We start from the raw sequence: 26045 nt of genomic DNA, 5'->3' as shown, positions 1-26045 counted from the left end.
CGGATTCCCGTGAGCGACCCTTGATAGGTAGCTGAGCTACTCCGTTTTAGGGCATTTAATCCTTATTCCCGGTAGGTGCCGCCGGAGATAGTGGGCACTTACTGCTCGGATGGGAGGTTTACTACATCCCGTAGACACCCCCGTTGCGAGGAGATGACAAGAGCTTGTAGCTTTGCTACAAAGCAATCCGGAAGGCGCGCCACTTCGGGCTGGCGCCTCCGGCGAGGAGGACACGGTGACGAAACCGCTGCCAGGCCCGGGCCTGGTCATCACCCCCGCGGGTCTGACCGGCCGCACCGGCCGCTACGAGAAGCGTCTGGCCGACCTCGGCGGTCTCTTCGCCGACGAAGCGGCATTCGCCGCCCGGCTGGCCACCGAGGCCGACCGGGTGATCTACCACGTCGACGAGTTCCGCCCCTCGACCGCAGCAGGTGACCTGATCACCGGCATCTCGACGCTCTCCCCCGGTCGAGTCGGCGCGGAGTTCCACATGACCCGGGGCCACATCCACGCCCAGCACGACCGCACCGAGATCTACCACTGCCTGTCCGGGCACGGGCTGATGCTGATGGAGACGCTGGACGGGCAGACCGTGGTGACCGAGCTGCGGCCGGGCACCGTCGCGTACGTGCCGCCGGTGCACATCCACCGCAGCGTCAACGTCGGTGACACCGACCTGGTCACCCTCTTCTGCTACCCGGCCGACGCGGGGCAGGACTACGACATCATCGCCCGTGCGGGCGGGATGCGGCACCGGGCGGTCGCCGACGGCGACGGCTGGCGGTTGACGGAGAACGAGGACTATGTCCCGCGCTGAGCTGACCGGGCATGCGCTGGCCCGGATGGTCGACATCAGCGCCGTACAGGCCCAGCACGGCCGGGCCGACGTGCACGAGCTGGCCCGGCACGCGCTGGCCGGCGACTTCATCGCCGCCCACGTGCTCCCCTCCTGGCTGCCCCTGCTGCGCGAGCTGTTGACCGGATCGACCACCAACGCCGGCTCCCCGGTCGGTTTCCCCTCCGGTGGCACGGCCACCCCGGTCAAGGTGACCGAGGCGCGTTGGCTGCTCGACGCCGGAGTACAGGAGATGGACGTGGTGATGAACATCGGCCTGCTCCGCTCCGGCGAGCTGACCGAAGCCACCCGGGACGTGGCCGCCGTGCTCGAAGCGGTCGACGGGCGGGTGCCGGTGAAGGTCATCCTGGAGGTCGGGCTGCTCGACGGCGACCAGCTCCGGGCCGCCGCCGGTGCCGCCATCGCCGCCGGGGCGGAGTCACTCAAGACCGGCACCGGCTGGCAGGGCGTGGCCACCACCGAGGCGCACGTGCAGGTACTGCGCGAGGTCGCCGGTCCGGGCCGGGAGATCAAGGCGTCCGGGGGCATCCGGTCGCTGGCCCAGATCCAGGCGCTACGCGCGGCCGGGGCCACCCGGTTCGGCATCAACACCGCGCACGCCGTACGGCTGGTCGGCGAGGCCGGGAGGGCCGGACAGTGAGCGATCCCCTGACCCCGCAGACGCTGCGCCCGGCGCGCCGACCCACCATGTACTTCATCGGGGTCAGCACCGGATCCTCGGCCGTACACCGGGTGTTCGACGCCTGGCGTCCCCTGCTCGGCCTGGACGACGTCGACCTGGTCGGCATCGACGTGCCGGTCGGCGCCGACCCGGAGACCTACCGGCGGGTCGTCGCGCACCTGCGCGACGACGAGCTGTCCCGAGGCGCGTTGGTCACCACCCACAAGATCGACCTCTACACCTCCTGCCAGGACCTGCTACGCACGGTCAACGACGACGCCGCCCGGCTGCGTGAGGTAAGTGCCCTGGTGGCCCGGGACGGCAGCATCGACGGGCTGGCCCTGGACACCGTCACCAGCCGACTCGCGCTGGAGGCGATCGTCGCCGACCTGGCCGGCCGCGACGTGCTGGTGATGGGGGCCGGCGGGGCGGCGTTGGCCCTCTGCGACTACTTCGCCCACCGGGCCGGCGCCGCCGCACCCGCCCGGGTGGTGGTCACCGACATCGCCGCCGACCGGTTGGCCGCCCTCGCCGACGGCGTCGGCACCGGCAACCCGGCGATCACCTGGCAGACCCGTCGCCTAGCCCCCGGCGAGGTGCACGACGCGATCCTGGCCGAACTGGCCCCGGGCGCCCTGGTGGTCAACGCCACCGGGATGGGCAAGGACCGGCCCGGCTCGCCGCTGAGCGACGCGGCCCGCTTCCCGCACGGCGGCTACGCCTGGGAGTTCAACTACCGCGGCGAGCTGGACTTCCTGCGCCAGGCACGCGCCCGCGCCGAGACCGACGCGCTGACCGTCAGGGACGGTTGGCACTACTTCGTGCACGGCTGGACCCGGGCCATCGACGCGGTGTTCGACCTGGGCCTGCCGACCACCGGGCCCGGTTTCGACCGGCTCGACGACGCGGCGCGGAGGGTGCGATGACCCTGCGGGCACGCTGGCTGGGTCAGGCCGGCTTCTGGCTCACCCTGGCCGGCCGAACGCCAGGTCCCGACGACCCACCGGCCGCGGCCGACGCCGACGCCCACCTGCTCGTCGACCCGTACCTGTCGGACTCGCTGGCCGTCAAGTACGCCGGCACCGTCTTCCCGCACCTGCGGTTGCGTCCGGCCCCGGTCGAGGTGGCCGGGCTGCCGGCACTGGCCGGGGTGCTCTGCTCGCACGCACACACCGACCACATGGATCCGGACACCCTCACCCCGCTGCTGGCCGCTCAGCCCCGGCTCCGACTGGCCTGCCCCCGACCGGTGCTGGCCGAGGCCGCCCGCCGCAGCGGCGCGACCCCGTCCCGCCTCGACGGGCTCGCCGACGGCGAGCAGGTCCGGTACGGCCCGTTCACGATCACCGCCGTGCCGGCAGCGCACGAACAGCGCCAGCACGACGCCGACGGCGCCGATCACTTCCTCGGCTACGTCATCGAGGCCGGCGGGGTACGGGTCTACCACTCCGGCGACTGCGCGCCCTGGCCCGGTCAGGTCGACCGGCTGCGCGGTCTCGACATCGACGTGGCGCTGCTGCCGGTCAACGGCCGCGACGCCTACCGGCTGGCCAACGGGGTGCCCGGCAACTTCACCTTCGCCGAGGCCGTCGACCTCTGTGCCCGTACCGGGATCCGCACCCTCGTCCCACATCATTGGGGCATGTTTGCCTTCAACACTGTTGATCCGAGCACCTTTGACCACCTTTCCGCCGCTGCGCGCGGGGTGACCGTGCGCGTACCCGAGCACGGCGGCGACCTCGACCTGGCCGGCACCGACGAGCGGGCAGGTGGGCGATGAGCGACGGACCCGTCCTGGCCCGGATCAGCAGCAACCTGGAGAACCTGCGCCGCTCCGAGCGGAAGGTCGCCGACGTGGTGCTTGCCGACCCGCGCGCGGTGGTCCGGATGACCCTGGCCGAACTCGCCGAGACGGTCGGCGTCAGCCAGCCCACAATCGTCCGGTTCGCCAACGCGATCGGCTGTGACGGCTTCCACGACTTCCGCATCGCGCTCGCGCAGAGCGTCGCCCTCGGCATCCCGGCGACCCAGTCGGTGATCGAGGCGCGGGACGACACCGCCACCACGGTCAGCAAGATCTTCGACTACTCGATCACCTCGCTGGACCACGTCCGACGCCACCTGGACCTGGCCGCGCTGGAGGCGGCGGCGGAGGCGCTGGCCGCCGCCGACCGGATCGTCTTCATCGGCCTGGGCGCCTCCGGCATCGTGGCGATGGACGCCGAACAGAAGTTTCCGATCTTCGGGGCCGCCTGCTCGGCGCCGATCGACACCCACCAACAGTTCCTCGCCGCGTCGGTGAGCACCCCGTCGACGGTGCTGGTGGCCATCTCCAACACCGGCCGCACCGTCTCCATCCTGGACACCGTGCGGGTGGCCCGGGAACGGGGCGCCACCGTCGTCGGGATCACCGGCGGCCCGTCGCCGCTTGCCGAGCTGAGCAGCATCGCGCTTGTGGTGGAGTCGCTGGACAACACCGACGTCTACACCCCCACCATCTCCCGGTTGGCCCAACTCGTCGTCATCGACGCCCTGGCCACCATGGTGCTGCTGCACCGGGGCGAGTCGGCGCTGGCCGACATCCGGACCATGAAGACCCGACTGTCGCGGATGCGCTCCGGGGTGCACCACGAACTCCTCGACCCGAACCGGCGGGGGCGGTCATGACCGACGTGGCGCTCGCTTTCGACCTCGGCACCGGCGGCTGCAAGGCCGCCCTGGTCGACCTGCACGCCCAGGTGGTGCGGACGGCCTTCACCGCGTACCCGACGTCCTATCCGGCACCGGGTCGCCACGAGCAGCGTCCGGCCGACTGGTGGGCTGCGGTCGTCGCCTCCACCCGCGAGTTGCTGGCCGACGACGCCGGCCGGCATCGGGTGGTCGCGGTCGGGCTCTCCGGGCACAGCCTGGCCATGGTGCCGGTGGACGCAGCCGGCGAGCCGCTGCTGGCCGCGGTGCCGATCTGGTCGGACACCCGCGGCGAACAGGCCGCCGCCGACCACTTCGCCACCGCCGACGAGACGCACTGGTACACCCGCACCGGCAACGGTTTTCCCCGCGGCATGTACACCGTGTTCAAGGCCGCCTGGCTGCGTACCGCGCAGCCCGAGATCGCCGCCCGGACGACCCGGGTGCTGGGCAGCAAAGACTGGATCAACGCCCGGCTGACCGGCGCTCAGGTCACCGACGCCAGCTACGCCTCCGGCAGCGGCGCCTACGACCTGCACCACCGTCGGATGCTGCCCGAGGTACTTACCGCACTCGACCTGCCGGCCGGCTGGTGGCCGGAGGTCGTCCCGGCCACCACGGTGATCGGGCGGGTCACGCCCGAGGCGGCAGCCCGCACCGGGCTGCCGGCCGGCGTACCGGTGGTCGCCGGTGGGGTGGACAACTCCTGTATGGCTCTCGGGGCCGGGCTGGACCGCGCCGGTGGGGCGTACCTCTCACTCGGTTCCTCGAACTGGGTGACCGTGGCCGGCACCGAGCCGGTGCTCGACCCGGTCACCCGGCCGTTCGTCTTCGACCACGTGCTGCCCGACCTCTATGTCTCGGCACTGTCCACCTTCGGCGGTGGCAGCAGCCTGAGCTGGCTGGCCACCCTGCTCGGCCGCGACGGCGACCTCGACGGGTTGCTCGACGCCGCTGCCGGTGCACCGGTCGGCGCGAACGGGCTGACCTGCGTACCCACCCTGGCCGGCGGCACCGTCGCGGAGGGCGGACCGGCGGTACGCGGGGCGTTCCTCGGGCTCGACCTCGGGCACACCCCCGCCGACCTGGCCCGCGCGCTTGTCGAGGGGATCGGCTTCAGCCTGGCCGACGCCGCCGCCGCGTTGCTCGCCCCGGCACCCACCGGTACGCCGATCAGCGCCACCGGCGGCGGGGCCCGGGCCGGGCTGCTGTTGCAGGTCCTGGCCGATCTGATCGGCCGGCCGGTGCATCGCCCGGACGACGCGCAGCACGGTGCCGCTCTCGGCGCCGCCACCCTGGCGCTGTTGGGCGTCGGCGCCTGGCCGGACAGCGCACCCCTGCACACCGCTCGGCGCTCGGCGCTGCGGGTACTGCCCCGAGCCGAGCTGGCCGAGGCGTACGCCCTGCCCCGGGCCCGCTTCGACGCCGCCCGCGCGGCCACCCGGGCGCACGCCGCGATCGACCCGACCAGTTACCACAACCAGCACCGAACACCCTAGGGAGACGTACACCATGCCCCTCGCCGATCCACGACCCATTCTCGCTGCCGCACGTCACGCACGGCACGGCGTCGGGGCCTTCAACACCACCCTGCTGGAGCACACCGAGGCTCTGGTGGCGGGCGCCGAGGCGGCCGGCGCGCCGCTTGTGGTGCAGATCAGCGAGAACGCGGTCCGCTACCACGGCGGGCTGCGTCCGCTGGCACTCGCCTCGCTCGCCCTGGCCGAGTCGGCGACCGTGCCGGTGGTCCTGCACCTCGACCACGCCGAAAGCGTCGACCTGGTGCATCAGGCGGTCGACCTCGGCTTCACCTCGGTGATGTTCGACGGCTCCCGGCTGCCCGACGACGAGAACCGGGCAACGACCCAGCAGGTGGTGTCCTACTGCCACGCGCACGGGGTCGCCGTCGAGGCCGAGCTGGGCGAGATCGGTGGCAAGAACGGGGTGCACGCCCCGGGGGTACGCACCGACCCCGCCCAGGCCCGCCAGTTCTGCGCCGACACCGGGGTGGACTCGCTGGCCGTGGCGGTCGGCACCGCGCACGCGATGGCCTCCCGCGACGCGGTCATCGACCTGGATTTGGTCGCCGCCCTCGCCGAGGCGGTTCCGGTGCCGCTGGTGCTGCACGGCTCCTCCGGAGTGGACGACGCCACGCTGCGTACCGTGGTCACCCGAGGCATGACGAAGATCAACATCGCCACCCACCTGAACAAGGTCTTCACCCGCGAGATCCGCGACCGGCTCGACGCCGACCCGCAACTGCTGGACGCCCGCGCCTACGTCGCACCGGCCCGGGACGCGATGGCCGCCGAGGTCGAGCGGCTGCTGCGGCTGCTCGGCCCGCAGACCACGGCGGCGCTGTCGTGACCTCGCCCCGAGTGCTCGTCACGCCCCGCTCGATGTCGGTGGCCGACGCACCGGCGCTTCGCCAACTCCGGGCGGCCGGCTACACCGTGGTCACCCCCGCCCCCGGCCGGCAGCCGACCACCGAGGAACTCACCTGCGCGCTGCCGGGCGTGGTCGGATGGATCGCCGGGGTGGAACCGATCGGTGCCGACGTGCTGGCGCACGCCGACGCCCTGCGGGCCATCAGCCGCAACGGCGCGGGCAGTGACGCCATCGACATCGCCGCCGCCGAGGCCGCCGGGATCAGGGTGCTCACCGCCCGGGGAGCAAACGCCCAGGGGGTGGCCGAACTCGCCCTGGCCCTGGCCCTGATGGGGTTGCGCGGCCTACCCGAGGCCGCCGACGCGCTGCGCGCCGGGCAGTGGCGACGCCACGCCGGCCGGGAGGCGGCCGGCCGGACCCTCGGCGTGGTCGGCTTCGGTGCGATCGGGCGCCGCCTGGCGGACCTGGCCCGGGGCCTGGGCATGCGGGTGGTGGCGCACGACCCGTTCGTCGCCGACGGTCACGGCGTGCCGCTGCTCCCGCTGGCGGAGCTGCTGCGCGTCAGCGAGGTGGTGTCGCTGCACGTGCCACCGAGCCCGGCGGGACCGCTGCTCGGCCGGGCCGAACTCGCCCTGCTCCGCGACGACGCCGTGCTGCTGAACACCGCGCGGTCGACGCTTGTCGACGAGACGGCCCTGCTTGCGGAGTTGACCGCCGGCCGGTTCGCGCTCTACTCGGTGGACGCTTTCGACCGGGAGCCGCCGGAGCCGTCGGACCTGCTGCGCCACCCCCGGGTGGTGGCCACGCCGCACCTGGGGGCGGCCACCACCGAGAGCGTCCGACGGGCTTCGGAGGCGGCGGTGGAGAACCTGCTCGCCGCGCTCGGCACCCCGTCCGGCAGTCGGTGACACCACGGCCGGTACCCGACCTGGACCAGTCGGTGACACCACGGCCGGTACCCGACCTGGACCAGGCGGAGCGGCGGCCGTACCCGCCGCTGGACCATCGGTCACCACGGGGTGACCGCCGTACCCGCCCGCTACGCCGCCGCCCCGCGACCGCCCGGCACCCCGTCGCCGCGATGACGGTAGTGATGCACCACGAGCACGGTCGCGCAGGCCAGCGTGGCGACCCCGAAGCCGGCGCCGACGAACACGTTCGCGCCGACGAGCGACAGGGTGGCGTTGGTGACAGCGCTGATGATCAGTAGCAGCCACACCAGCGGGCGGAACAGGCTGGCCCGGTTCGCGCTGCCCGGCGTACCGGCGCTCTCAGCAGGGACGGTGTGATCTCGGTCGGCCATGACTGCTCCCTCAGGGTGTGGTTGGTGACGACCGCAACGCTATGCGTCCGGCCGGTGGCCGACGATCCAGCCAGCGAGCCGATCCAGGTACAGCAGGCTGTACCTTTCGCGCCGCCGTGGACCGCAGCCGCCCGCCGTCGCCTATCGTCTCTGCCGGGAGGTGCGCATGCCGGGCAGCGGGGCTGGTGGGGGCTCGGTTCGGAATTCCGCTGTGGCCGGACCGGCGGGATCGGATCGCAGTCCCCCGGTGCGGCAGTACCTTCGAGACCGCGTACGGATCTCCGTCGACGCCCTTGAACACCTCGTCGGTGGCCTCGGTACGTCGATCCTGGCGCTGGCGACGTTCCTGCTGTCGGTCGGGGTGATGCTCGGCTGCCTGGTCGGCATCGGCCTGGCGGTGGTTCCGTCGGCGCTGAAGGCGGTGCGGTCGGCCGCCGACCGGGAACGGGCCCGGCTGTCGCGGTGGGGGTTCGAGCTGACCATGCCGCCCCCGGTCCCCGCTGATCTGCGCAGTGCGCTGCGCGACCCGTGGGTCCGGCGCGAGTGCGCGTTCGTGGCCACCCACGGCACCTTGGGGCTCGTCCTCGGTACGGTCGGGCTGTCCCTGCCGCTGTCCGCCGTGCAGAACCTGTTGTTCCCGTTGTACTTCTGGCTGTTGCCACCGGAGGCGGGTGGCCCGGGCTTCGTCAGTTGGCGGATCGACGGCCTACCCGACGCGCTCGTGATCGCGCTGATGGGCGTCGGTTGGCTCGCCCTGGCCGTGGCGTTCGGCCCGAGAATGGCCCGGCTCCAGGCACTGCCGGGACGACGGTTGCTGGCACCGCCACCCGACGTCGACACGTCCCTGCGGATCGCCGAACTGACCGCCACCCGGGCGGCTGCGCTTGACGCGCACGCGGTCGAGTTGCGCCGCATCGAGCGTTCCCTGCACGACGGCGCGCAGAACCGGCTGGTCGCGGTGACCGTGCTGCTCGGTGCCGCGCGGCGGGCGCTGGCGCGGGATCCGGCACGAGCGGCGGAGGTGCTCGACCGGGCGCAGGACGCTGCGGAGTCCGCGCTTGCGGAACTGCGCACGGTGGTACGCGGCATCCTGCCGCCGGTGCTCGACGACCGTGGGCTCGCCGGTGCGTTGCACGGTCTGGCCGCCGGTTGCGGGGTGCCGTGCACGGTGCAGGTCGACGTACCGGGCAGATGTGCCGCGTCGGTCGAGGCGACGGCATACTTCGTGGTGGCGGAGGCGCTTACCAACGTCGCCCGGCACAGCGGCGCCCGCACCGCGACCGTCAGCGTCCGGCGCAGCGCCGACCGGCTGCACCTGTCGGTCACCGACGACGGTCGCGGCGGTGCCGACGAGGGCCGCGGCTCGGGGATCCGCGGCATCCGTCGCCGGGTCGAGGCGCATGACGGCCGGTTCACCCTGACCAGCCCACCCGGTGGGCCGACGACGATACTGGTGGAGTTGGCGTGCGGATCGTGATCGCTGAGGACGACGCTCTGCTGCGGGAGGGCCTGGCGCTGCTGCTGCGAGCCGAATCGCTCGACGTGGTCGCCACCACCGACTCACCGGCCACCTTTTTGTCCGCTGTGGACATCCACCGGCCGGACGTGGCGATCGTCGACGTTCGGATGCCGCCCACCCACACCGATGAGGGCATCGTGGCCGCCGTCGAGGCCAGACGGCGTCATCCCGACCTCGCGGTGCTGGTCCTCTCGGCCTACGTCGAGCAGGCGTTCGCCACCGATCTGCTGGCCGGCGGTGCGGTACGGCTCGGCTATCTGCTCAAGGAACGGGTCGGTCGGGTCGAGGAGTTCCTCAGCGCGCTCCACCGCGTTGCCGAGGGCGGCACGGCGATCGACCCGGAGGTGGTCGGCCAACTGTTCGCCCGCAGCCGCCCCGACAGTACGCTCAACCTGCTCAGCGTACGCGAACGCGAGGTGCTCGCGCTGATGGCCGAGGGTCTCGGCAACACGGCGATCGCCGAGCGGCTCTTCGTCACCGACGGGGCTGTGCACAAGCACATTCGCAACATCTTCGCCAAGCTCGGTCTCGCCCCCGACGACCGCGCCGACCGGCGGGTGACAGCGGTTCTGCGATACCTGAAAGACACCCAGCACCGCAGTTAGCTTTGGTACAGCCTGCTGTACCACGGGTGGCCGGTACGCTAGATCGCTCGTCGGCCATATCGTCAATAGCTTTTCCGTGCACTCAACGTGCTGACATTCACGGAGAGGCGACACCTATGTCCGTCTGGGTTGGACAATCCGCCGATGCAGCGGTCCGCGTTGGACAGCTCACCCGCACCTACGGCACCGGGCCATAGGCGGTCACCGCTCTCGCCGGCGTCGACGTGGAGTCCACCGCGGCACGTGCACGGCGATGATGGGCCCGTCCGGCTCCGGCAAGAGCACGCTGTTGCAGACCGCGGCCGGCCTGGACCGGCTCACCTCCGGGCATTTCGCGTGGCTCGGTCAGGTGGTCGATCGGGTCGGGCTCGCCGATCGGTTGCACCACCGTCCGGCCGAGTTGTCCGGTGGACAGCAGCAGCGGGTGGCGATCGCACGGGCGCTGGCGATGCGATCCGAGGTGATTTTCTGTGACGAGCAGCCGGATCGTGCACGACATGCCACAGCCGGGTGCCGAGCGGATCGCCGAACAGTTGGCGCTGCTCGGGCGCCGTCAGCTCGTCACGCAGGAGGGCTGAGCCATGCGGAAACTGCCAGGCCGGCAAGTTGGCCGTGATCGGCATTCGTGGACGAATGACGTCTTTCGGTTTCGCCTGCCGATCGCACCTGCGAGGCATGAATAGCGGCGGCCCTGGCCTTGTCGACCTCCTTGATGAGTCGACGCTGGGAACAAGCTTGACGCGCCGCGGACCGTCCCGCATCGTCAATTTAAATCGTCCTATTTAAATACTTCTACGGGAGGATCGATGAAGGCATTCGCCACCACCGTCTCGGCCCTGACCCTGCTGCTCCTGACCGTCGGCAGCGCACCCGACCCTCGGCCGGCGACCGACGCGCCCTGCGCCGGACAGATCCATGCGAACCCCGGGTTCGAGCGTGGCACCACGGACTGGACCGCCGGCCCCCGCATGGTCGTGCTCGGCGACGCGGCCCGGCCCGCACACCGGGGCCGCGCGTACGCCACCTTCGCCGGGCTGGACGTGACGCGCACCGATCTGCTGCGTACCACCGTGACGGTGCCGGCCGACTGCGACCTGACGGTCCGCTTCTGGGTCCGGACCCTGACCACGGAGATCAGCCGCGGCGATTACCTGAACGTCGGGCTGGCGGTCACCGGGATACCGCCGAAGACAAGGTTCTCGCTGGCCTTCGACGGCGGGTCGCAGTGGCGGCAGTACAGCATGTCGACCGGCACGGCGGCGACCGAGCGCACGGCGACGGTCAGCTTCCTCGCCAGCGAGACGGCCGGCAACGGCGTCACCGCCTTCGACGTCGATGACGTGACGTTCAGGTTGAGCTGACCACGGCGGCAGCCGCCAGCAGGGCCCTCGGCTGCGGTGACTGACCTACTCCACCATTCCTAAAGCGTCCTAGGAAGACAGCCTGCCTGCTCGGCGGACGATTCATGGCGCGCGTTTGACGAACAGTGCTCTCGCAGGCGAACACGGCTCGCACGCGAGAGCACTGTTCTCTGATGCCTCGCCTGCCCGAACGCGGGCCCGGTTGCCGCGTCGCGACAACGCCCCAGGACGCTAACCGCGTGTTGCATCAAGGGCATAACATATTGCTTATGACGCAAGATGACGGCGACCTGGACAGCCTCGTACGCAAACGGATCCGGGCGCTGCGGGTCGCCCAGGGCTGGTCCCTGGACGAACTGGCCACCCGTGCCCGGCTCAGCCAGTCCTCGCTCAGCCGCATCGAGAACGGCCAGCGCCGACTCGCCCTGGACCAGCTGGTCACCCTCGCGCGGGCCCTGGACACCACCCTGGATCAGCTCGTGGAGACCGCCTCCGACGACATCGTCACCAGCCCGATGATCGATGGCGCGCACGGGCTGATGCGCTGGCCGATCAAGGCCGAACCGGGCATGTCCGTCGTCCGTCAGCGCATGACCGAGCCGCCACCGGACAACCCCGCGCGCATGCGCGCCCACCCGGGGCGCGAATGGCTGGTGGTCCTCTCCGGCACCGCGATTCTGCTGCTGGGCCATCGCCGCTTCCGGCTCGAGACCAACCAGGCCGCCGAGTTCCCCACCATGCTGCCGCACGCCATCGGCGCCGACGGCCGCCCCTGCGAGATCCTCGGCATCTTCGATCGGGACGCCCGCCGGGGACACCAACAGCGCGAGCGCGAGAACCTGCCACCGTGATGGCAAGGCGTGCCGCCGCCGCCCGTACCCGCCGGGGCACACCGCGCGAAGATCGTTCTTGCGCGTCAGGCAGCTCTGTCGCCCATCGCGTTGCCTAATCGGAAAGCGATTGGGTCGCGGTCGAATGATCGTTCTAACGTCGCGGCATGACCCACGCACCCCACCACCACGGCGACAGCCACGACGCCGGGCAGGCGGAAATCCTCGACCTGGACGCGGAAGTCCTCGCCGCGCACCTCAACGAGATCACGGCATGGCTGCCCCTGGATCCGCCCCCGGAACGGATCGTGGATCTGGGCAGCGGCACCGGAGCGGGCACCTTCGCCCTGCTGGACCGCTTCCCCGAGGCGCACGTCATCGCGGTGGACTCCTCGGCCGGGCACCTGGAGCGCCTGCGGGAAAAGGCGTACGCCCGGGGCGAGGCGGAACGGGTGCGGACCGTGCAGGCCAACCTCGACCAGCCCGACTGGCCCGACCTCGGCACCCCGGATCTGGTGTGGGCGTCCGCTTCGATGCACCACCTGGCCCACCCCGAGCGGGTCCTGCGCACGGTGCACGACCTGCTGCCCGTGGGCGGCCTGTGCGCGGTCGTGGAACTGGCCGGCTTCCCGCGATTCCTCCCCGCGACCGCCCCGGACGACCGGCCCGGCCTGGAAGAGCGCTGCCACGCCGTCAGCGACCACCGGCACGCCGAGCACCTACCCCATCGGGGTGTCGACTGGGGGCCGATGCTCACCGCCGCCGGGTTCACCGTCGAGGGCGAGCGGCTGCTGACCGTGCACATCGAGGCGGCGGGCGACCGGGTCGTCGGCGCCTACGCGCTGGCCAGCCTGCACCGCATCCGGCACAGCGTCGCCGACGCCCTCGCCGCCGAGGACCTTGCCGCGCTCGACCGGCTGCTCGACACCGACAGCCCGCACAGCATCCTGCGCCGCAGCGACCTCACGGTGCGCACCAAGCGCACCGTCTGGGCCGCACGCCGCACCGCCTGACCTCAGCCTGGCCACCGGCTGACCTCGACCCGGCCGCCCGGCTGGCCCCACGGCACTTCGCGGTATCGCGGCCTCGACCGGCGACCCGGTGGGTCAGCGGTCGGTGTTGCCGCCCGGGGTGGCCGCCAGCATCTTGGCCAGCAGGTCGGCGAGCTGGTGGCGCTCGGCCCCGGTCAGCCGGCCGAGTCGCGCGGAGGGGAAGTCGAAGGCCCGCTGGACGGCGCGGCGCACACCACGACCCGCCGGAGGTGACCGACACCCGCTTCACCCGCCGGTCGACCGGGTCGGCCACGCGATCCACCAGACTCAGGTATCGGTGCTTAGGTGGCCACAGAAGCTTCAGCCACTAAAGCAAATGAGGTGCAGGATGCAGGGCACGAACTCGACCGGAACCGGCGCGAGGCGGGTACTGGTGACCGGGGTCCGCGGCAAGACCGGCGCACCGCTGTACCAGATCGCCGGCCCGCAGGCCCTGTCGTTGCCGCGTACCGCAGAGCTGCTCTCCGCCGCGGCCGGCCGTCGGGTGGTCCACCGGGACGTCACGATCGACGAGGCGGTGGCCGGCACCGAAGGCTTCGAACGGGACCTCTCCGTGCTGACGTTCGAACGCGTACGCGCCGGCGGTTTCGCCGAGGTGACCGACACCATCGCACACGTCACCGGCCGGCCGGCGCGTACGCTGTCGGCCTTTCTCGCCGACACCGAGCCGGCCTTGCGGCGCGGATGACCTCTCGCGCGCCCCGGGCCGAGCCAGCGCAGCGCTGACCGGGGCCCGGCGGACCCTTCCGGGCGGGAACGTCTGGTGGCGGTACCGGCCGGCAGGCATGCGCCGGGCCGGTGCCGCCGTCCGCTACCGCACCCAGGCTGCGCCCCGGTCCAACACGACCCGACCGGTGCCGTCCACGGCCTGGAAGACGGCGCCGTGGCGACGCCGCCAGATGCGGATCGTCAGGGGATTGCCGGGATACACGGGTGCGGTGAAGCGCGCGTCGACGCGGCGCAGCCGGGCCGGGTCCGATCCGGCGACCGTGTGCAGCAGGGCTCGTCCCGCGTACCCGTACGTGCAGAGCCCGTGCAGCACCGGCTGCGGCAGCCCGGCGCGTTCGGCGACCGTGGGGTCGCTGTGCAGGGGGCTGCGGTCGCCGCTGAGCCGGTAGAGCAGGGCCTGATCGCGGGGCACCGCGTAGTGGATCTCGTGGTCGGGCGCGGTGGCCGGGGCCGCCCAGGCCGAGGCGGGTGCCCGATCGCCGCCGAAGCCGCCGGCACCGACGACGAAGAAGCTCGCCGTGGCGGTGGCCAGCGGGCGACCGTGCTCGTCGCGGATCCGGGAGACCACGCGGATCAGGGCACCGCTGCCCTGGTCGTGTACGGCGCTGACGGCGGCGGTGGTCCGCGCCGCGCCCGCGACGGGCAGTTCGCGGTGCAGCCGTAGGGACTGTTCGGCATGGCGCACGGTCGCCGGGTCGCCGAGCGGGGGCGGGTCGGCGGCGAGCAGGGCCGCGAAGGTCGGCAGCACCGCCGGTGGGTGGCCGGCGGAGTTCTCGGTGGTGAAGCGCAGCTCGGCGGTGGGGTCGTGCTGTCCGGCACCGACGCCGAGGGCGTACAGCAGCGAGTCCCTGCTGTCCCAGTGCCGCTCGACGGTGCTCCGCCAGCCGCGCAGCGACGCGGGGCGGGGGCGATCGCCCGGGGCTTCGGTGCCGGCAGCCAGGACCATGGGACCTCATTCCGGAGTCGGCGCTACCAAAGTCCTGGTCAGCGCGGTGGGAACCTCTTGACGCTGTGGTTGGCAGCACAGTACCGTCCCACATTAAGCAACACGGACCACTATATGAGCCAGTCGAAGGACTGAGGTAGCCATGAAGATGCGCACGTTGCGGGTAGCGGCCGCGGCTCTGCTGATTACGGTCGCCGGGGCCGCATGCGCGGAGAACCAAACGGCCGACAGCTCCGGTGGCTCCGCCGCCGCGCCGTCCGCCAACGTCACGTTCGGGGTAGGGGTCGACCCGGCCTACTCGCCGATCTACCTCGCCGACCAGGACAATCTGTTCGCCTCGGCGGGGGTCAACGTGACGGTGACCCAGTTCCAGGAGGGCACCGGCGGCCTCGACGCGATCCTGGCCAAGCAGGGTCAGTTCACCGCCAGCACCGAGTCCAGCCTACTCAACCGGGCCACCCGCGGCGACATCAAGGGGCTGGCCGTCTTCTCCCAGTCCCCCAGCTTCATCAAGCTCGTCGCCCGCGCCGGCATCGCGGACGTCGCCGACATCAAGAAGTACGGCGTCGTACCCGGCACCGTCAACGAGTTCGCCACCAACAAGGTCCTCGCGGCCAAGGGCATCAGCCGTGACTCCGTCGAGTTCGTCAACGCCTCTCCGGCCGAGATGCCGGCGCTGCTGCAACGCGGCGATGTCGACGGCTACATCATGTGGGAGCCGTGGCCGTCGCGCGGTGTGGCCAACGGCGGCAAGATCCTGCTCACCAGCGGCGACATCGGCTACGTCTACAACCTCGTGATCGGCGTCGACGGCGCCTGGTACGAGGCGAACAAGGACGCCGCCATGAAGGTGGTCGAGACCATCGGCAAGGCGTGCGAGCAGCTCACCGCCGATCCCGCCAAGGCCGGCACGGTCACCGAAAAGGCGATCAAGGTTCCGGCCGCGGAGGCCGCGACCCTGCTGGAGGGCGTGGAGTGCAAGGTCCGCGACTTCACCGACGAGGACCTGGAGCGCTACCGCGAGATCGCCAAGTTCCAGCAGGACAGCAAGATCGTGGAGAAGGCGGCCGACCCTGCGACGGTGATGATCAGGGGCCTGGTGTGACCTCCGACGGCACCCGTACGGCAGCTCCGACCGGCCGGTCGTCCTCGACCGGCCGGGGCGGGGCCCCCGTCTCTTTGCGTGACGTCGACATCCGCTTCGGCGACTTCGACGCGGTGCGCGGGGCAACGCTCGACATCGCGGCGGGCGAGTTCGTCTGCCTGCTCGGGCCGAGCGGTTGCGGCAAGTCCACGCTGCTCAACGCGGTCGCCGGGTTCGTCACCCCGGCCGGCGGCGAGGTCACCTGCGGCAACGCCCCGGTCACCGGCCCGGACGTGTCGCGTGGCGTGGTGTTCCAGAGCGCCGAGGCGCTGTTCCCCTGGTTGACCGTCCGGCAGAACGTCACCTTCGGCCCTCGGATGCGGCGCATGCCGAAGGCGCAACGCACCGCCGTGGAGGACCGGTACCTGGCGATGGTCGGGCTCAGCCACAGCGCGGACCGGTTCCCCAGCCAGCTCTCCGGCGGAATGCGGCAGCGGGCACAGCTGGCCCGGGTGCTCGCCAACGAGCCCTCCGTCGTCCTGATGGACGAGCCGTTCGGGGCCCTGGACGCACAGACCCGGCTGGTCATGCAGGTCGAGTTGGACCGGATCTGGCGCGACACCGGGGCCACCATCCTGTTCGTCACCCACGACATCGGCGAGGCGATCCTGCTCAGCGACCGGATCGTCACCATGACGGCCGGTCCCGCCGCCGCCATCAAGAACGTCTACTCGTGTGACCTGCCCCGACCGCGCGACCTCACCGACTCGGCAAGCGCCGCCCTGTTCCGGCAGCTGCGCGAGGACATCGGCGAGGAGGTGGCCCGGACCCTGCGGGCCCAGGGGCTCGACGACGGGCACGACGGCCGGCCCGCCGGCGACCAGGAAGGGGCGGGACGATGACCATCGACGTACGCGCGGAACCGGCACCGACCTCCGTCGCGCCGCGCCGCCCGGCGCGGCGGCGGACTGCCCGGCCCCGACTGACCCGGATCGGGCTGTCGGTGCTCTCCGTGGCGCTCGGCATCGCCATCTGGGACCTGGTCAGCCGCAACTACACCGCCTTCTTCCTGCCCTCGCCGATGCTTACCTGGCACGGCGCCGTCGACCTGGTCCGCGACGGCACACTGTGGGACTCGATCACCGCCTCGTCGACCCGCATCCTGACCGGTTGGGTGCTCGGTGTCGTGATCGGGGTGCCGGTGGGGCTGCTCATGGGCTGCATCCCGTGGCTGCGGCTGATGCTCGATCCGTACATCCAGTTCTTCCGGTTCGTGCCACCGATCGCCTTCGTCACGCTGGCGATCATCTGGCTCGGTCCGGGTGAGGCGTCCAAGGTCGCGCTGATCTTCTACACCACCGTCTTCATCGTCGCGCTCAACACCCTTGCCGGGGTGCTGGCCGTCGACGAGCTGCGACTGCGGGCCGCCCGTGCCCTGGGCGCCTCGCCGCTGCGCAGCCTGGTGTCGGTGGTGCTGCCCTCCACGGTGCCGCACGTCGTCACCGGCGCCCGACTCGCCATGGGCAACTCGTTCCTGACGATCGTCTCGGCGGAGATCGTCGCGGCGCAGAGCGGACTGGGCTCGCTGATCTGGACCGCGCGCAACTACGCCAAGACCGAGTGGGTCTTCGTCGGCATCCTCGCCCTCGGCCTGCTCGGCTACCTCTTCGACTGGATCTTGCGGACCGTCACGCGGACCACCCTGCGCCGCTACGGCGTCACCTTCTGACGCCACCACGGCACCCCGGCTGACGGTCGGTCTCCCCTTCCACGAAAGGCACTCCCGCATGCTCTGCATCGGCGTCGACATCGGCGGCACGTTCACCGACGTGATCGTCTACGAGCCGACCACCGCACGGCTCGCCGAGGCAAAGACCCTGTCGACCCCGCACGATCCGGCGGCTGCGATCTTCGAAGGGCTGGCCAAGCTCGGCGTCTGCCTGGATACGGTGGACCGCTTCGTGCACGGCACCACCCGGGTGACGAACGCCCTGCTGGAGGGCTCCGGTGACCAGGTCAGCGTGGTCACCACCGCCGGCTTCCGGGACGTGCTGGAGATGGGCCTCGGGCACCGGCCGCAGCTCTACAGCGTCAAGGAGGCGGCCCGCCCCTCGCTGGTACCCCGCGCACTGCGGCACACGCTACGGGAGCGGATCTCCGCCGACGGCTCGGTCATCGAAGCGCTCGACACCGACCATCTCGACGAGGTGCTGGCGCGGGTCGCCGCCGCCGGGCCGACAGCCGTCGCGGTCTGCCTGCTGCACTCGTACCGCAACCCCGCTCACGAGCGGGCCGTGGCGCAGCGGCTCGCCGAGCGCTACCCGAACCTGGTCTGCACGATCTCCTCGGACGTCGTGCCGGAGCAGGGCGAGTACGAGCGGTTCGCCACCACGGTGCTCAACGCAAGCGTGCGGGGCACGGTCGCCGACTACCTGCGCGGGCTCGGCGCCGCCCTGGCCGGTGCCGGCTACCTGCATCCGCTGTCCATCATGACCAGCAGCGGCGGCGTCGTCTCCACCGACGAGGCGAGTCGCCTGCCGATCAACCTGGCGCTCTCCGGCCCGGCCGGCGGTGTCGCGGCTGCCGTCTACGTCGCCGGCCTGGCCGGATACTCGAACGTGATCACCTGTGACATCGGCGGCACCAGCACCGACGTCTGCCTGATCAAGGGCGGCGCGCCGCTGATGACAAGCGACGGGACAATCGCCGGGTATCCGAACCGCACGTTCCAGGTCGAGATCAACACGATCGGCGCGGGCGGCGGTTCCATCGCCTGGCGCGATCTCGGCGGCGAGCTGCGGATCGGGCCCCGCAGCGCGGGCTCCACGCCCGGCCCGGCCTGCTACGGTCGCGGCGGCACCGAGCCGACCACCACCGACGCCCACCTGCTGGTCGGGCACCTCGACCCGCAGGAGAGTCTGGGCGGCGAGGTACGGCTGGACCCGGCGCCGGCGCAGGCGGCCACGATTGCCCTCGCCGAGCAACTCGGATTGGCCGAGATGGAGTTGGCGCACGGCATCCTGCGGCTGGCCACCACCAAGATGACCAGCGCGATCAAGGAGATCTCCGTCGCACGCGGACACGACCCGCGCGACTTCGTGCTGATGCCGTTCGGCGGAGCCGGGCCGATGCACGCCACGGCGCTCGCCGACGAGCTGGGCATCAGCCGGGTGCTGGTGCCGCCGGTGCCGGGCAACTTCTCCGCGCTGGGGTTCGTCACGGCCCGCGCCCGGCACGACTACGTGCGTACCGTCCTGGCGGCGGCCGACGAATCCGGGCTGGCCGCGGCGCAGGCGGTCGTCGCCGAGTTGCAGGACGCCGCCCGGGCGCAGCTCAAGGCGGAGGACGGCGTCGAGGCGGACCAGGTCTCGTTCGCGCTGACGGTGGGCATGCGCTTCCGCGGCCAGAGCCACCACCTGGCCGTCGCGGTGGACGAACTGCCCGCCAGGGCCGAGGACCTGGTCGCGGCCTTCCACGACGCGTACGCCGAGCGGTACGCCTACGTGCGCACCGACCACCCGGCGGAAATCGTCAACTGCCGGTTGACCGCGTTCGGGCCGAGCCCGGTGGTGCGCTTCGCCGCACCGGCCGGCGACGCGGCCCGGCCGGGCCGGACCCGGCTGTACGGGCCGGACGGCTGGGTGGACGCCGCCGTGTGGCGACGGGCCGACCTCGGGCCCACGGTCCGGGTGACCGGTCCGGCCGTGGTACGCGAGAACGGCAGCACCACCGTCGTCGGGGCCGGCTGGAGCGGCGCGGCCGACGAACACGGCAACCTGCTGCTCACCCGGGACTGACCATGGCGCCACTCGCCCTCGACGCCGTCCTGCTCGACGGCGCGGACCGGGACCCGGACCGGCCGCTGTACGCCTTCGCGGAGCTGGACCGCCCGGTCACGTACGCCGAGTTCGCCGAGCTGGCGGGCCGGGGCGCGGCCGTGCTGGCGGCCCAGGGAATCGGCCCCGGTGACCGGATCTCGGTGTGGTCGGAGAACAGCCTCGCCTGGCTGACGTTGCTCGCGGCGGCGGCCTGGCGCGGCGCGGCCCTGGTCACGCTGCATCCCGGCCTCACCGGGGCGGAACTGGCCGAGGCGGTGGCCCGGGCCCGACCCCGCCGGTTGTTCGTGGCCGACCGGATCCGCGACCGGAACGCGACAGCGGAGGCGACCGCCGCGCTCGCCGGTTCGCGGTACGCGCCGGACGGCATCCACCCGCTCGGTGCCGACGGCGGCCGGGGCGCGCTGGCGGCGTTGCCCGGCTGGACGGACCGGCCGCCGCCACCGGCCGGTGCCGTCGACGCCGTGCTCAACATCCAGTTCACCTCGGGCTCGACCGGCCCGGCCAAGATGGTGACGCTCACCGCCCGCAACCTGGTACGCAACGCGCAGTGGACGGCCCGGGCCGCCGGGCTGCGGCCGAGCGACGTGCTCGCCTCGCCGCTGCCGCTGGCACACGCCGCCGGGCTGAGCAGCGGCGCGGTGCTGGCGCTGGTCACCGGGGCACGCTGGGTGTCGACCCGCCGGTTCCGTTCCGAGACCGTGCTGGACCTGATCGAGCGGCAGCGCTGCACCGTGTTGCAGGCCGTCCCGACGATGGCCACGATGATCGCCGACCGGGTCGAGGCCGAGCCGGGCCGCTGGGACGTCTCCTCGCTGCGGGTCGGCTTCCTCGGCGGCGCGCCCTGCCCGCCCGCGCTGCGCGAGCGCACCGTACGCGTACTGGGCCTGGAGCGCGCGGCCGTCGTCTACGGCCAGACCGAGGCGGGTCCCACGATCAGCGTCGACCCGGGTGACGGCAGCTGCGCCCCGGCCGGTCTGACCGTCGGCCGGATCGTGCCCGGCCTCGACGCGGCCGTGGTGCGGCCCGGCACCCGGCAACCCGTACCGCCCGGCGAGGCGGGAGAGCTGCTGGTGCGCGGCGAGTCGGTGACCTCCGGTTACCTGGACGACCCTGCCGCCAGCGCCGCCGCCCTGACCGCCGACGGCTGGCTCCGCACCGGCGACCTCGGCGCACTCAGCGCCGAGCGGGTGTTCACGCTCACCGGCCGGGTCAAGGAACTCATCATCCGCGGCGGCGAGAACGTCAGTCCGGCCGAGGTGGAGGCCGCGCTGCTCGAACACGACGCCGTCGGTCAGGCGTGCGTGCTCGGCGTGCCGTCGCCGCGCTGGGGTGAGGAGGTCGGTGCCCTCCTGGTCGCCGCGCCCGGCACCCGACTCGACACCGACGGCGTGGTCGCCGCAATCGCCGGGCGACTGGCCCGACACAAGCTGCCCACCCGGGTACGCGCGGTCGCCGAGCTGCCGCTGCTGCCGTCCGGCAAGGTCGACCGGCGGGCCGCGTTGACGCTCTTCGAGGGGGATAACTGATGCAGCTGGGGTCGTGTTTCCTCGATTCGCTTACCGTCACCAGCTTCTTCGGCAACGCCGAGATGCGCGGGGTGTTCAACGACCGGCAGCTGATGCAGTCCTGGTTGGACGTGGAGGCCGCGCTGGCCCGTGGGCAGGCGTCGCTCGGGATCATCCCGCAGGCGGCGGCGGAGGCGATCTCGGCGACGGCCCGGCTGGAGAAACTGGACACCGCAGCCCTGGTCACCGACGCCGAGGACACCGTGCATCCGCTGGTGCCGTTGGTGCGCGCCCTGACCGCGGCCTGCCCGGGTGACGCGGGACGCTACGTGCACCTGGGCGCCACCACCCAGGACGTGATGGACACCGGCTTCGTGCTGCGGGCTCGGGCCGGCCTGGACATCGTCGGACGCCAGCTCGACGAGCTGGTACGGCTGCTGCGCCGGCTGGCACTGCGCCACCGCAGCACCCCGATGCCGGCACGTACGCACGGCCAGCAGGCGCTACCGACGACCTTCGGGCTGCGCCTGGCGGTGTGGCAGAGCGAGCTGCAACGCCACCGCGCCCGGCTGCGGGAGATGCGCGCCCGGCTGTTGGTGACCAGCATGGGTGGGGCGGCCGGCACGATGGCCGGGTACGGGCCGCAGGCGTTCGCGCTGGAGCGGGCCGTCGCCGAGGAGTTGGGGCTTGCGGTGGCGGACACCCCGTGGCACGCCACCTCGGACCGGTTCGCCGAGTGTCTGATGGTGCTCGGCCTGGTGGCGGCAAGCGGCGAGAAGCTGGCCCGGGAGGTCTACTTCCTGGGTCGCACCGAGGTTGGTGAGGCCCACGAGCCGCAGCGCGCGACCCAGGTGGGCAGCAGCACCATGCCGCACAAGCGCAACCCGATCCGCTGCGAGGCGGTGATCGCGGCGGCTGGCACGCTGCGGGCGCAGGTGCCGCTGGCCCTCCAGACGATGGTCGCGCAGGACGACCGGGACATGGGCGTCGGCATGACGCTGTGGAAGCTGTTGCCGGAGTGTTTCATCCTCATCGGCGGCGTCCTGGAACGTCTGGTGGAGGTCTTCGGTGACCTGGGGGTGGATCCGGACCGGATGCGCGCCAACCTCGACCTCACCGGCGGGCTGGTGTTGTCGGAGGCGGTGATGCTGCGGCTGGCCGGCCCGTTGGGCCGCGAGCAGGCGCACCATCTGGTGATGCGGGTGGTGCGCGACAGCCTGGAGCAGGGCCGCCCGTTCGCCGACGTGCTGCGCGCCGACCCGCAGGTCGCCGCCGCCCTGTCCGGTGAGGACGTCGCCGAACTGCTGGATCCCCTGTCCTACGTCGGGCACGCCGCCGCCCTGGTGGACCGCGCCCTGCTCACCTCGGAGTCGCCATGACCATCGAATCGTCCGCCGCCTCGTCCGTGCTGCTGGAGCGGGTCGGCCGGCTGGCCCGGATCACGCTGAACCGCCCGCACCGACGCAACAGCTTCGACCTGGCGATGCTGGCCCGGTTCGAGGACGTGCTGCACGAGGTGGGCCGCGATCCCGAGGTGGAGGTGCTGGTGCTCACCGGTGCCGGGTCGGCGTTCTGCGCCGGCACCGACCTGGACGAGCTGGCCACTCTGGACGCGGCCACCACCATGCACGTGCAGCGCCGTACCGCCGAGTTGGTGGAGCGTTGGTACCGGATGGAGCAGACCACGGTGACCGCGTTCAACGGCCCGGCGATCGGCTCCGGCGCGGTGCTCGGGCTCGCCGCTGACCTGCGGGTGGCGGCGGACCGCTGCTTCTTCACCTTTCCTGAGGTCACCTTCGGCATCCCGCTGACCTGGAGCGGCATGGCGATCCTGGCCGACCTGGCGGGCGCGGACCGGGCGAAGCGCTGGCTGCTGCTGGGCGATCGGATCGACCCGGCCGAGATGGTGCGGCTGGACCTGGTCACGGCGGCGGTGCCGGCGGACGAGCTGGGCGCGGCGTGTGACTCGATTGTCGAGCGGCTGCTGGCGGTCTCGCCGGTGGGCCGGTCCATGACGAAGCGGGCGGCACGCCTGGCCGGGCCCCGGTTCGAGGCCACCGCCCACGACTCCTACCTGGGTGCGCTGAGCGTCGCGTTGCGGCCGGCGGGCCCGTACCCGAAGGGCCGGAAATCGTGAAGGTTTACCAGCTGCTGGCGGACACCCTTGTCGCGCACGGCGTCGACACGGTGTTCGGCCTGCTCGGCGACGCCAACATGTTCCTCGTCAGCGACCTGGTGGCCCGGCACGGCGTGCGGTTCGTCGCGGCCCGCAACGAGAACGCCGCCGTGATGATGGCCGACGGGTACGCCCGCGCGACCGGCCGTTGCCCGGTGGCCACGGTGACCCAGGGGCCGGGGTTGGCCGTGGCCGGTGCCGCGTTGACCATCGCCCGGCAGGCGCGTACCCCGTTGGTGCTGGTCGCGGGCGACACCCCACCCGGTGATCCCGGGCACGTGCAGAACTTCCCGCAGCAGCCGTTCGCACTGGCCACGGCGGGCCAGATGGTGCCGGTGGTCGGCGCCGCAGGCGTGGCCCGTGATGTCGCCACGGCATTCCGGCTGGCCCGCTCGACGGGTGGGCCGGTGGTGTTGAACGTGCCGATGGACCTTCAGGACGAGGACGTCGCGCCGGAGCTGCCGCCACCGGCCGCAGTGGTCGCTGCCCGCCCGCCCGGCCCGCCCACGGCGCACCCGGATGACGTGGCGATGCTCGCCGAGCTGCTCCAGGCGGCAGCGCGGCCGGTGGTGCTGGCCGGCCGGGGTGCGGAGGCAGCCGCGGCGGCGGTACGGGAACTTGCCGATCGCAGTGGGGCGGTGCTGTCCACCACGCTGATGGGTGCGGGCCTGTTCGCCGATCAACCGTACTGCCTGGGGGTGGCGGGTGGTCTGGCCCGGCCGCTGACCCGGCGGGTGCTGGGCGAGGCGGATCTGGTGCTGGCGTTCGGTGCCGGGCTGAACCGGTGGACCGCCGACCACGGCCGGCTGTTCGCCCAGGCCAAGGTGGTGTGCGTCGACACCGACCCGGCGGCGCTGGGCGCCCGCTGGCCGGTCGACGTGCCGGTGGTGGGCGACGCGGCGGTGGTGGCGACCGCGGTCACGGCGGCGCTACCGGTGCTCTCGCGCCCGCAGTGGCGTTCGGCGGAGCTGGCCCGGGAGCTGGCGGCGGCCGACCCGTTCGCCGAGCTGGTCCCGGTGCAGGCGGCGGACCGGATCGACCCGCGGGCTTTCCTGCGGGTGTGCGCCCGGCGGCTACCGCAGCGCCGCACCACCGTGGTGGGGGTGGGACACTTCGGCGGCTGGCCGAACCTGCTGTTGGATTCACCCGCGACGGACCGGGCGCTGATCGCACCGTGGGAGTTCGGCAGCATCGGCGTCGGGCTGCCGTTCGCGGTGGGCGCCGCGGTGGGCCGCCCGGACCGGCCGGTGGTGGCCTTCGAGGGCGACGGAAGTCTGCTCACCGGGCTCGGTGAGCTGGACACGTTGGCCCGTACGGGCGCCGCCGTGTTGCTTATCGTCCTGGACGACGCGGCGTACGGCGCGGAGGTACGCAAGCTGCGTCCGCGTGGGGTGGATCCGGCGCTGGCCCGCTTCCCCGAACGTGACCTCGCCGCGGTGGCGCGGGCGCTTGGTGTGCCGGCCTGGACCGTGACGGACGAGGCCGGTGCCGACGCCGCGTTCGACGCGGTGCTGCCGGTCACCGGCCCCGCTCTGCTGCACGTGCGGGTGCACCCGGACGCCGTGCAGGAACACTTCTGAGTCGGTCAGTCTCCCCAGACCGCACCCACGCCATGACCCATCTGACGCGACAGCTCGTTCGCGGTGCGTACGGCGGCGGCAGCCAGCTCGGCGATGCGGGTCTCGTCGAGGCGGAAGATCGGCCCGGAGACGCTTATCGCGGCGGTGACGTGGCCGAGCCGGTCGCGTACCGGCGCGGCGACGACCCGCAGACCTTCCTCGCTCTCTTCGTCGTTGAGCGCCCACCCCTGCTCGCGGACCTGGTGCATCCGCTTGGCGAACGTGTCCAGGTCGGTGATGGTGTTGCGGGTCAGCGGCGTGAACTGGGTGTCGGCGAACATCGCGCGGATCTGCTCGTCGTCGAGGTCGAGCAGCAGGGCCTTGCCGGCGGCACTGCACCACAGCGGGATGCGCCGACCGAGGCGGGAGACGAGCTGCACGTTGCGGGTGCCGTGCTCGATGTAGATCGACAGGGCATCCAGCTCGTCGCGGATGGAGAGGTTCACCGACTCCCCCTCGTCCTGGGCGAGCTGGTGCAGCAGCGGCCGGGCCAGGGCGTGCATGTCGAGCCCCTGGAGGAAGCGGGCGCCCAGCTCGAAGACGGTGACGCCGAGCCGGTAGGCGCCGGTCTCGTCGTTGCGTTGCAGGAAGCCGGTGTCGGCGAGCGCGCGGAACAGTCGACTGGCGGTCGACTTGTGCAGCCCCAGTTCGCGGCTGACGTCGCTGACCTTGCGTTCGACGCTACCGCCACGGAAGGCCAGCAGCACGTTGAGTGCACGGTCGAGCGACTGGGTGCCCGTCTCCCGGGCGTTCGACCCCTCCGCAGCTGGCGACGCTCCTGCGACCTGCGACATCTTGCTTCCCACCTTCTCGGTTGCTAGTGTTTCATAATATAAACCACGGACCACAATGTGGTCCACGTGAGGTCAAAGCCAAACCACTCG

At 72.2% G+C, this 26045-nt stretch carries 26 protein-coding genes and 1 pseudogene; 23 read left to right on the top strand and 4 right to left on the bottom strand.

All coding sequences use genetic code 11. The features are described from left to right. Positions 1–235: 235 nt before the first annotated feature. From QQG74_RS13510 to QQG74_RS13475, 8 genes are read left to right on the top strand one after another with little or no spacing between them, the layout of a single operon-like run. Entirely contained in the window at positions 236–817 is a 582-nt protein-coding gene (locus QQG74_RS13510; RefSeq protein WP_341720623.1) for a glucose-6-phosphate isomerase family protein, read from the top strand. Further along, entirely contained in the window at positions 804–1496 is a 693-nt protein-coding gene (gene deoC / locus QQG74_RS13505) for a deoxyribose-phosphate aldolase (RefSeq protein WP_341720622.1), read from the top strand. Before QQG74_RS13510 ends, deoC begins: the two co-directional genes overlap by 14 nt. Continuing rightward, positions 1493–2443 (top strand): hypothetical protein, encoded by a 951-nt coding sequence (locus QQG74_RS13500; protein ID WP_341720621.1) that lies wholly within the window; start codon positions 1493–1495, stop codon positions 2441–2443. The genes deoC and QQG74_RS13500 overlap by 4 nt, the downstream gene beginning before the upstream one ends. Continuing rightward, on the top strand, positions 2440–3297 hold the full coding sequence (locus QQG74_RS13495; protein ID WP_341720620.1) for an MBL fold metallo-hydrolase: 858 nt from the start codon (positions 2440–2442) through the stop codon (positions 3295–3297). The genes QQG74_RS13500 and QQG74_RS13495 overlap by 4 nt, the downstream gene beginning before the upstream one ends. Next, positions 3294–4184 carry an SIS domain-containing protein gene (locus QQG74_RS13490; RefSeq protein WP_341720619.1) on the top strand — a complete coding sequence of 297 codons (891 nt, stop codon included), beginning with the start codon at positions 3294–3296 and terminating at the stop codon, positions 4182–4184. Before QQG74_RS13495 ends, QQG74_RS13490 begins: the two co-directional genes overlap by 4 nt. Then, complete coding sequence (locus QQG74_RS13485; protein ID WP_341720618.1) at positions 4181–5704, top strand: FGGY family carbohydrate kinase; 1524 nt, start codon at positions 4181–4183, stop codon at positions 5702–5704. The genes QQG74_RS13490 and QQG74_RS13485 overlap by 4 nt, the downstream gene beginning before the upstream one ends. A gap of 13 nt (positions 5705–5717) precedes the next feature. Next, entirely contained in the window at positions 5718–6572 is an 855-nt protein-coding gene (locus QQG74_RS13480; RefSeq protein ID WP_341720617.1) for a class II fructose-bisphosphate aldolase, read from the top strand. Continuing rightward, complete coding sequence (locus QQG74_RS13475; RefSeq protein WP_341720616.1) at positions 6569–7501, top strand: NAD(P)-dependent oxidoreductase; 933 nt, start codon at positions 6569–6571, stop codon at positions 7499–7501. Before QQG74_RS13480 ends, QQG74_RS13475 begins: the two co-directional genes overlap by 4 nt. Positions 7502–7632: 131 nt before the next feature. Here QQG74_RS13475 and QQG74_RS13470 read toward each other — a convergent pair whose 3' ends face one another. Then, on the bottom strand, positions 7633–7896 hold the full coding sequence (locus QQG74_RS13470) for a hypothetical protein (protein ID WP_341720615.1): 264 nt from the start codon (positions 7894–7896) through the stop codon (positions 7633–7635). 247 nt (positions 7897–8143) lie between these two features. Here QQG74_RS13470 and QQG74_RS13465 point away from each other — a divergent pair, with 247 nt between their 5' ends. From QQG74_RS13465 to QQG74_RS13440, 6 genes and pseudogenes are all read left to right on the top strand, one after another. Beyond that, positions 8144–9373: a sensor histidine kinase gene (locus tag QQG74_RS13465; RefSeq protein ID WP_341720614.1), complete on the top strand. Its 1230-nt coding sequence runs from the start codon at positions 8144–8146 to the stop codon at positions 9371–9373. Further along, positions 9361–10020, top strand: a complete 660-nt coding sequence (locus QQG74_RS13460) for a response regulator transcription factor (protein ID WP_341720613.1) — start codon at positions 9361–9363, stop codon at positions 10018–10020. Before QQG74_RS13465 ends, QQG74_RS13460 begins: the two co-directional genes overlap by 13 nt. A gap of 116 nt (positions 10021–10136) precedes the next feature. Then, positions 10137–10598: pseudogene (locus QQG74_RS13455) on the top strand (ATP-binding cassette domain-containing protein). Between the two features lie 228 nt (positions 10599–10826). Next, the gene (locus tag QQG74_RS13450; RefSeq protein ID WP_341720612.1) at positions 10827–11381 is read left to right on the top strand and encodes a hypothetical protein; all 555 of its coding nucleotides are present in this window, start codon (positions 10827–10829) and stop codon (positions 11379–11381) included. Between the two features lie 269 nt (positions 11382–11650). Then, a complete protein-coding gene (locus QQG74_RS13445; protein WP_341720611.1) occupies positions 11651–12232 on the top strand; it encodes an XRE family transcriptional regulator in 582 nt (193 codons plus the stop codon). A 146-nt stretch (positions 12233–12378) separates the two neighbouring features. After that, on the top strand, positions 12379–13224 hold the full coding sequence (locus QQG74_RS13440; protein ID WP_341720610.1) for a class I SAM-dependent methyltransferase: 846 nt from the start codon (positions 12379–12381) through the stop codon (positions 13222–13224). Between the two features lie 93 nt (positions 13225–13317). Here QQG74_RS13440 and QQG74_RS13435 read toward each other — a convergent pair whose 3' ends face one another. After that, positions 13318–13455 (bottom strand): hypothetical protein, encoded by a 138-nt coding sequence (locus tag QQG74_RS13435; RefSeq protein WP_341720609.1) that lies wholly within the window; start codon positions 13453–13455, stop codon positions 13318–13320. A 181-nt stretch (positions 13456–13636) separates the two neighbouring features. Here QQG74_RS13435 and QQG74_RS13430 point away from each other — a divergent pair, with 181 nt between their 5' ends. Continuing rightward, a complete protein-coding gene (locus QQG74_RS13430) occupies positions 13637–13951 on the top strand; it encodes a hypothetical protein (protein ID WP_341720608.1) in 315 nt (104 codons plus the stop codon). 123 nt (positions 13952–14074) lie between these two features. Here the strand turns inward: QQG74_RS13430 and QQG74_RS13425 are convergent, their stop codons facing one another. Beyond that, on the bottom strand, positions 14075–14938 hold the full coding sequence (locus QQG74_RS13425; protein ID WP_341720607.1) for a MaoC/PaaZ C-terminal domain-containing protein: 864 nt from the start codon (positions 14936–14938) through the stop codon (positions 14075–14077). A gap of 142 nt (positions 14939–15080) precedes the next feature. On the opposite strand from QQG74_RS13425, the gene QQG74_RS13420 reads away from it, so the two are divergent. From QQG74_RS13420 to QQG74_RS13385, 8 genes are all read left to right on the top strand, one after another. Beyond that, positions 15081–16043 (top strand): ABC transporter substrate-binding protein, encoded by a 963-nt coding sequence (locus QQG74_RS13420; protein ID WP_341720606.1) that lies wholly within the window; start codon positions 15081–15083, stop codon positions 16041–16043. Between the two features lie 74 nt (positions 16044–16117). Continuing rightward, complete coding sequence (locus tag QQG74_RS13415) at positions 16118–16924, top strand: ABC transporter ATP-binding protein (protein ID WP_341720605.1); 807 nt, start codon at positions 16118–16120, stop codon at positions 16922–16924. Next, entirely contained in the window at positions 16921–17751 is an 831-nt protein-coding gene (locus QQG74_RS13410; protein ID WP_341720604.1) for an ABC transporter permease, read from the top strand. The genes QQG74_RS13415 and QQG74_RS13410 overlap by 4 nt, the downstream gene beginning before the upstream one ends. 58 nt (positions 17752–17809) lie before the next feature. Beyond that, complete coding sequence (locus QQG74_RS13405) at positions 17810–19819, top strand: hydantoinase/oxoprolinase family protein (protein ID WP_341720603.1); 2010 nt, start codon at positions 17810–17812, stop codon at positions 19817–19819. A 2-nt stretch (positions 19820–19821) separates the two neighbouring features. Beyond that, complete coding sequence (locus tag QQG74_RS13400) at positions 19822–21387, top strand: class I adenylate-forming enzyme family protein (protein WP_341720602.1); 1566 nt, start codon at positions 19822–19824, stop codon at positions 21385–21387. Next, on the top strand, positions 21387–22745 hold the full coding sequence (gene purB, locus QQG74_RS13395) for an adenylosuccinate lyase (RefSeq protein WP_341720601.1): 1359 nt from the start codon (positions 21387–21389) through the stop codon (positions 22743–22745). Before QQG74_RS13400 ends, purB begins: the two co-directional genes overlap by 1 nt. Beyond that, positions 22742–23503 carry an enoyl-CoA hydratase/isomerase family protein gene (locus QQG74_RS13390; RefSeq protein ID WP_341720600.1) on the top strand — a complete coding sequence of 254 codons (762 nt, stop codon included), beginning with the start codon at positions 22742–22744 and terminating at the stop codon, positions 23501–23503. The genes purB and QQG74_RS13390 overlap by 4 nt, the downstream gene beginning before the upstream one ends. Next, the gene (locus QQG74_RS13385; RefSeq protein WP_341720599.1) at positions 23500–25122 is read left to right on the top strand and encodes a thiamine pyrophosphate-binding protein; all 1623 of its coding nucleotides are present in this window, start codon (positions 23500–23502) and stop codon (positions 25120–25122) included. The genes QQG74_RS13390 and QQG74_RS13385 overlap by 4 nt, the downstream gene beginning before the upstream one ends. Before the next feature lie 5 nt (positions 25123–25127). Here the strand turns inward: QQG74_RS13385 and QQG74_RS13380 are convergent, their stop codons facing one another. Then, the gene (locus tag QQG74_RS13380) at positions 25128–25955 is read right to left on the bottom strand and encodes an IclR family transcriptional regulator (RefSeq protein ID WP_341720598.1); all 828 of its coding nucleotides are present in this window, start codon (positions 25953–25955) and stop codon (positions 25128–25130) included. Positions 25956–26045: the final 90 nt, after the last annotated feature.

Origin of the sequence: Micromonospora sp. FIMYZ51 (assembly GCF_038246755.1) — a bacterium.
GTDB lineage: Bacteria > Actinomycetota > Actinomycetes > Mycobacteriales > Micromonosporaceae > Micromonospora.
This window is presented reverse-complemented; position numbering and strand designations above follow the sequence as displayed.

Excerpts from the sequence above, each read along its gene's own strand:
- deoC (WP_341720622.1), top strand. The coding sequence starts at position 804 with ATGTCCCGCGCTGAGCTGACCGGGCATGCGCTGGCCCGGATGGTCGAC.
- QQG74_RS13495 (WP_341720620.1), top strand. The coding sequence starts at position 2,440 with ATGACCCTGCGGGCACGCTGGCTGGGTCAGGCCGGCTTCTGGCTCACC.
- QQG74_RS13490 (WP_341720619.1), top strand. The coding sequence starts at position 3,294 with ATGAGCGACGGACCCGTCCTGGCCCGGATCAGCAGCAACCTGGAGAAC.
- QQG74_RS13485 (WP_341720618.1), top strand. The coding sequence starts at position 4,181 with ATGACCGACGTGGCGCTCGCTTTCGACCTCGGCACCGGCGGCTGCAAG.
- QQG74_RS13480 (WP_341720617.1), top strand. The coding sequence starts at position 5,718 with ATGCCCCTCGCCGATCCACGACCCATTCTCGCTGCCGCACGTCACGCA.
- QQG74_RS13470 (WP_341720615.1), bottom strand. The coding sequence starts at position 7,896 with ATGGCCGACCGAGATCACACCGTCCCTGCTGAGAGCGCCGGTACGCCG.
- QQG74_RS13450 (WP_341720612.1), top strand. The coding sequence starts at position 10,827 with ATGAAGGCATTCGCCACCACCGTCTCGGCCCTGACCCTGCTGCTCCTG.
- QQG74_RS13445 (WP_341720611.1), top strand. The coding sequence starts at position 11,651 with ATGACGCAAGATGACGGCGACCTGGACAGCCTCGTACGCAAACGGATC.
- QQG74_RS13440 (WP_341720610.1), top strand. The coding sequence starts at position 12,379 with ATGACCCACGCACCCCACCACCACGGCGACAGCCACGACGCCGGGCAG.
- QQG74_RS13425 (WP_341720607.1), bottom strand. The coding sequence starts at position 14,938 with ATGGTCCTGGCTGCCGGCACCGAAGCCCCGGGCGATCGCCCCCGCCCC.
- QQG74_RS13420 (WP_341720606.1), top strand. The coding sequence starts at position 15,081 with ATGAAGATGCGCACGTTGCGGGTAGCGGCCGCGGCTCTGCTGATTACG.
- QQG74_RS13410 (WP_341720604.1), top strand. The coding sequence starts at position 16,921 with ATGACCATCGACGTACGCGCGGAACCGGCACCGACCTCCGTCGCGCCG.
- QQG74_RS13405 (WP_341720603.1), top strand. The coding sequence starts at position 17,810 with ATGCTCTGCATCGGCGTCGACATCGGCGGCACGTTCACCGACGTGATC.
- QQG74_RS13400 (WP_341720602.1), top strand. The coding sequence starts at position 19,822 with ATGGCGCCACTCGCCCTCGACGCCGTCCTGCTCGACGGCGCGGACCGG.
- purB (WP_341720601.1), top strand. The coding sequence starts at position 21,387 with ATGCAGCTGGGGTCGTGTTTCCTCGATTCGCTTACCGTCACCAGCTTC.
- QQG74_RS13390 (WP_341720600.1), top strand. The coding sequence starts at position 22,742 with ATGACCATCGAATCGTCCGCCGCCTCGTCCGTGCTGCTGGAGCGGGTC.
- QQG74_RS13380 (WP_341720598.1), bottom strand. The coding sequence starts at position 25,955 with ATGTCGCAGGTCGCAGGAGCGTCGCCAGCTGCGGAGGGGTCGAACGCC.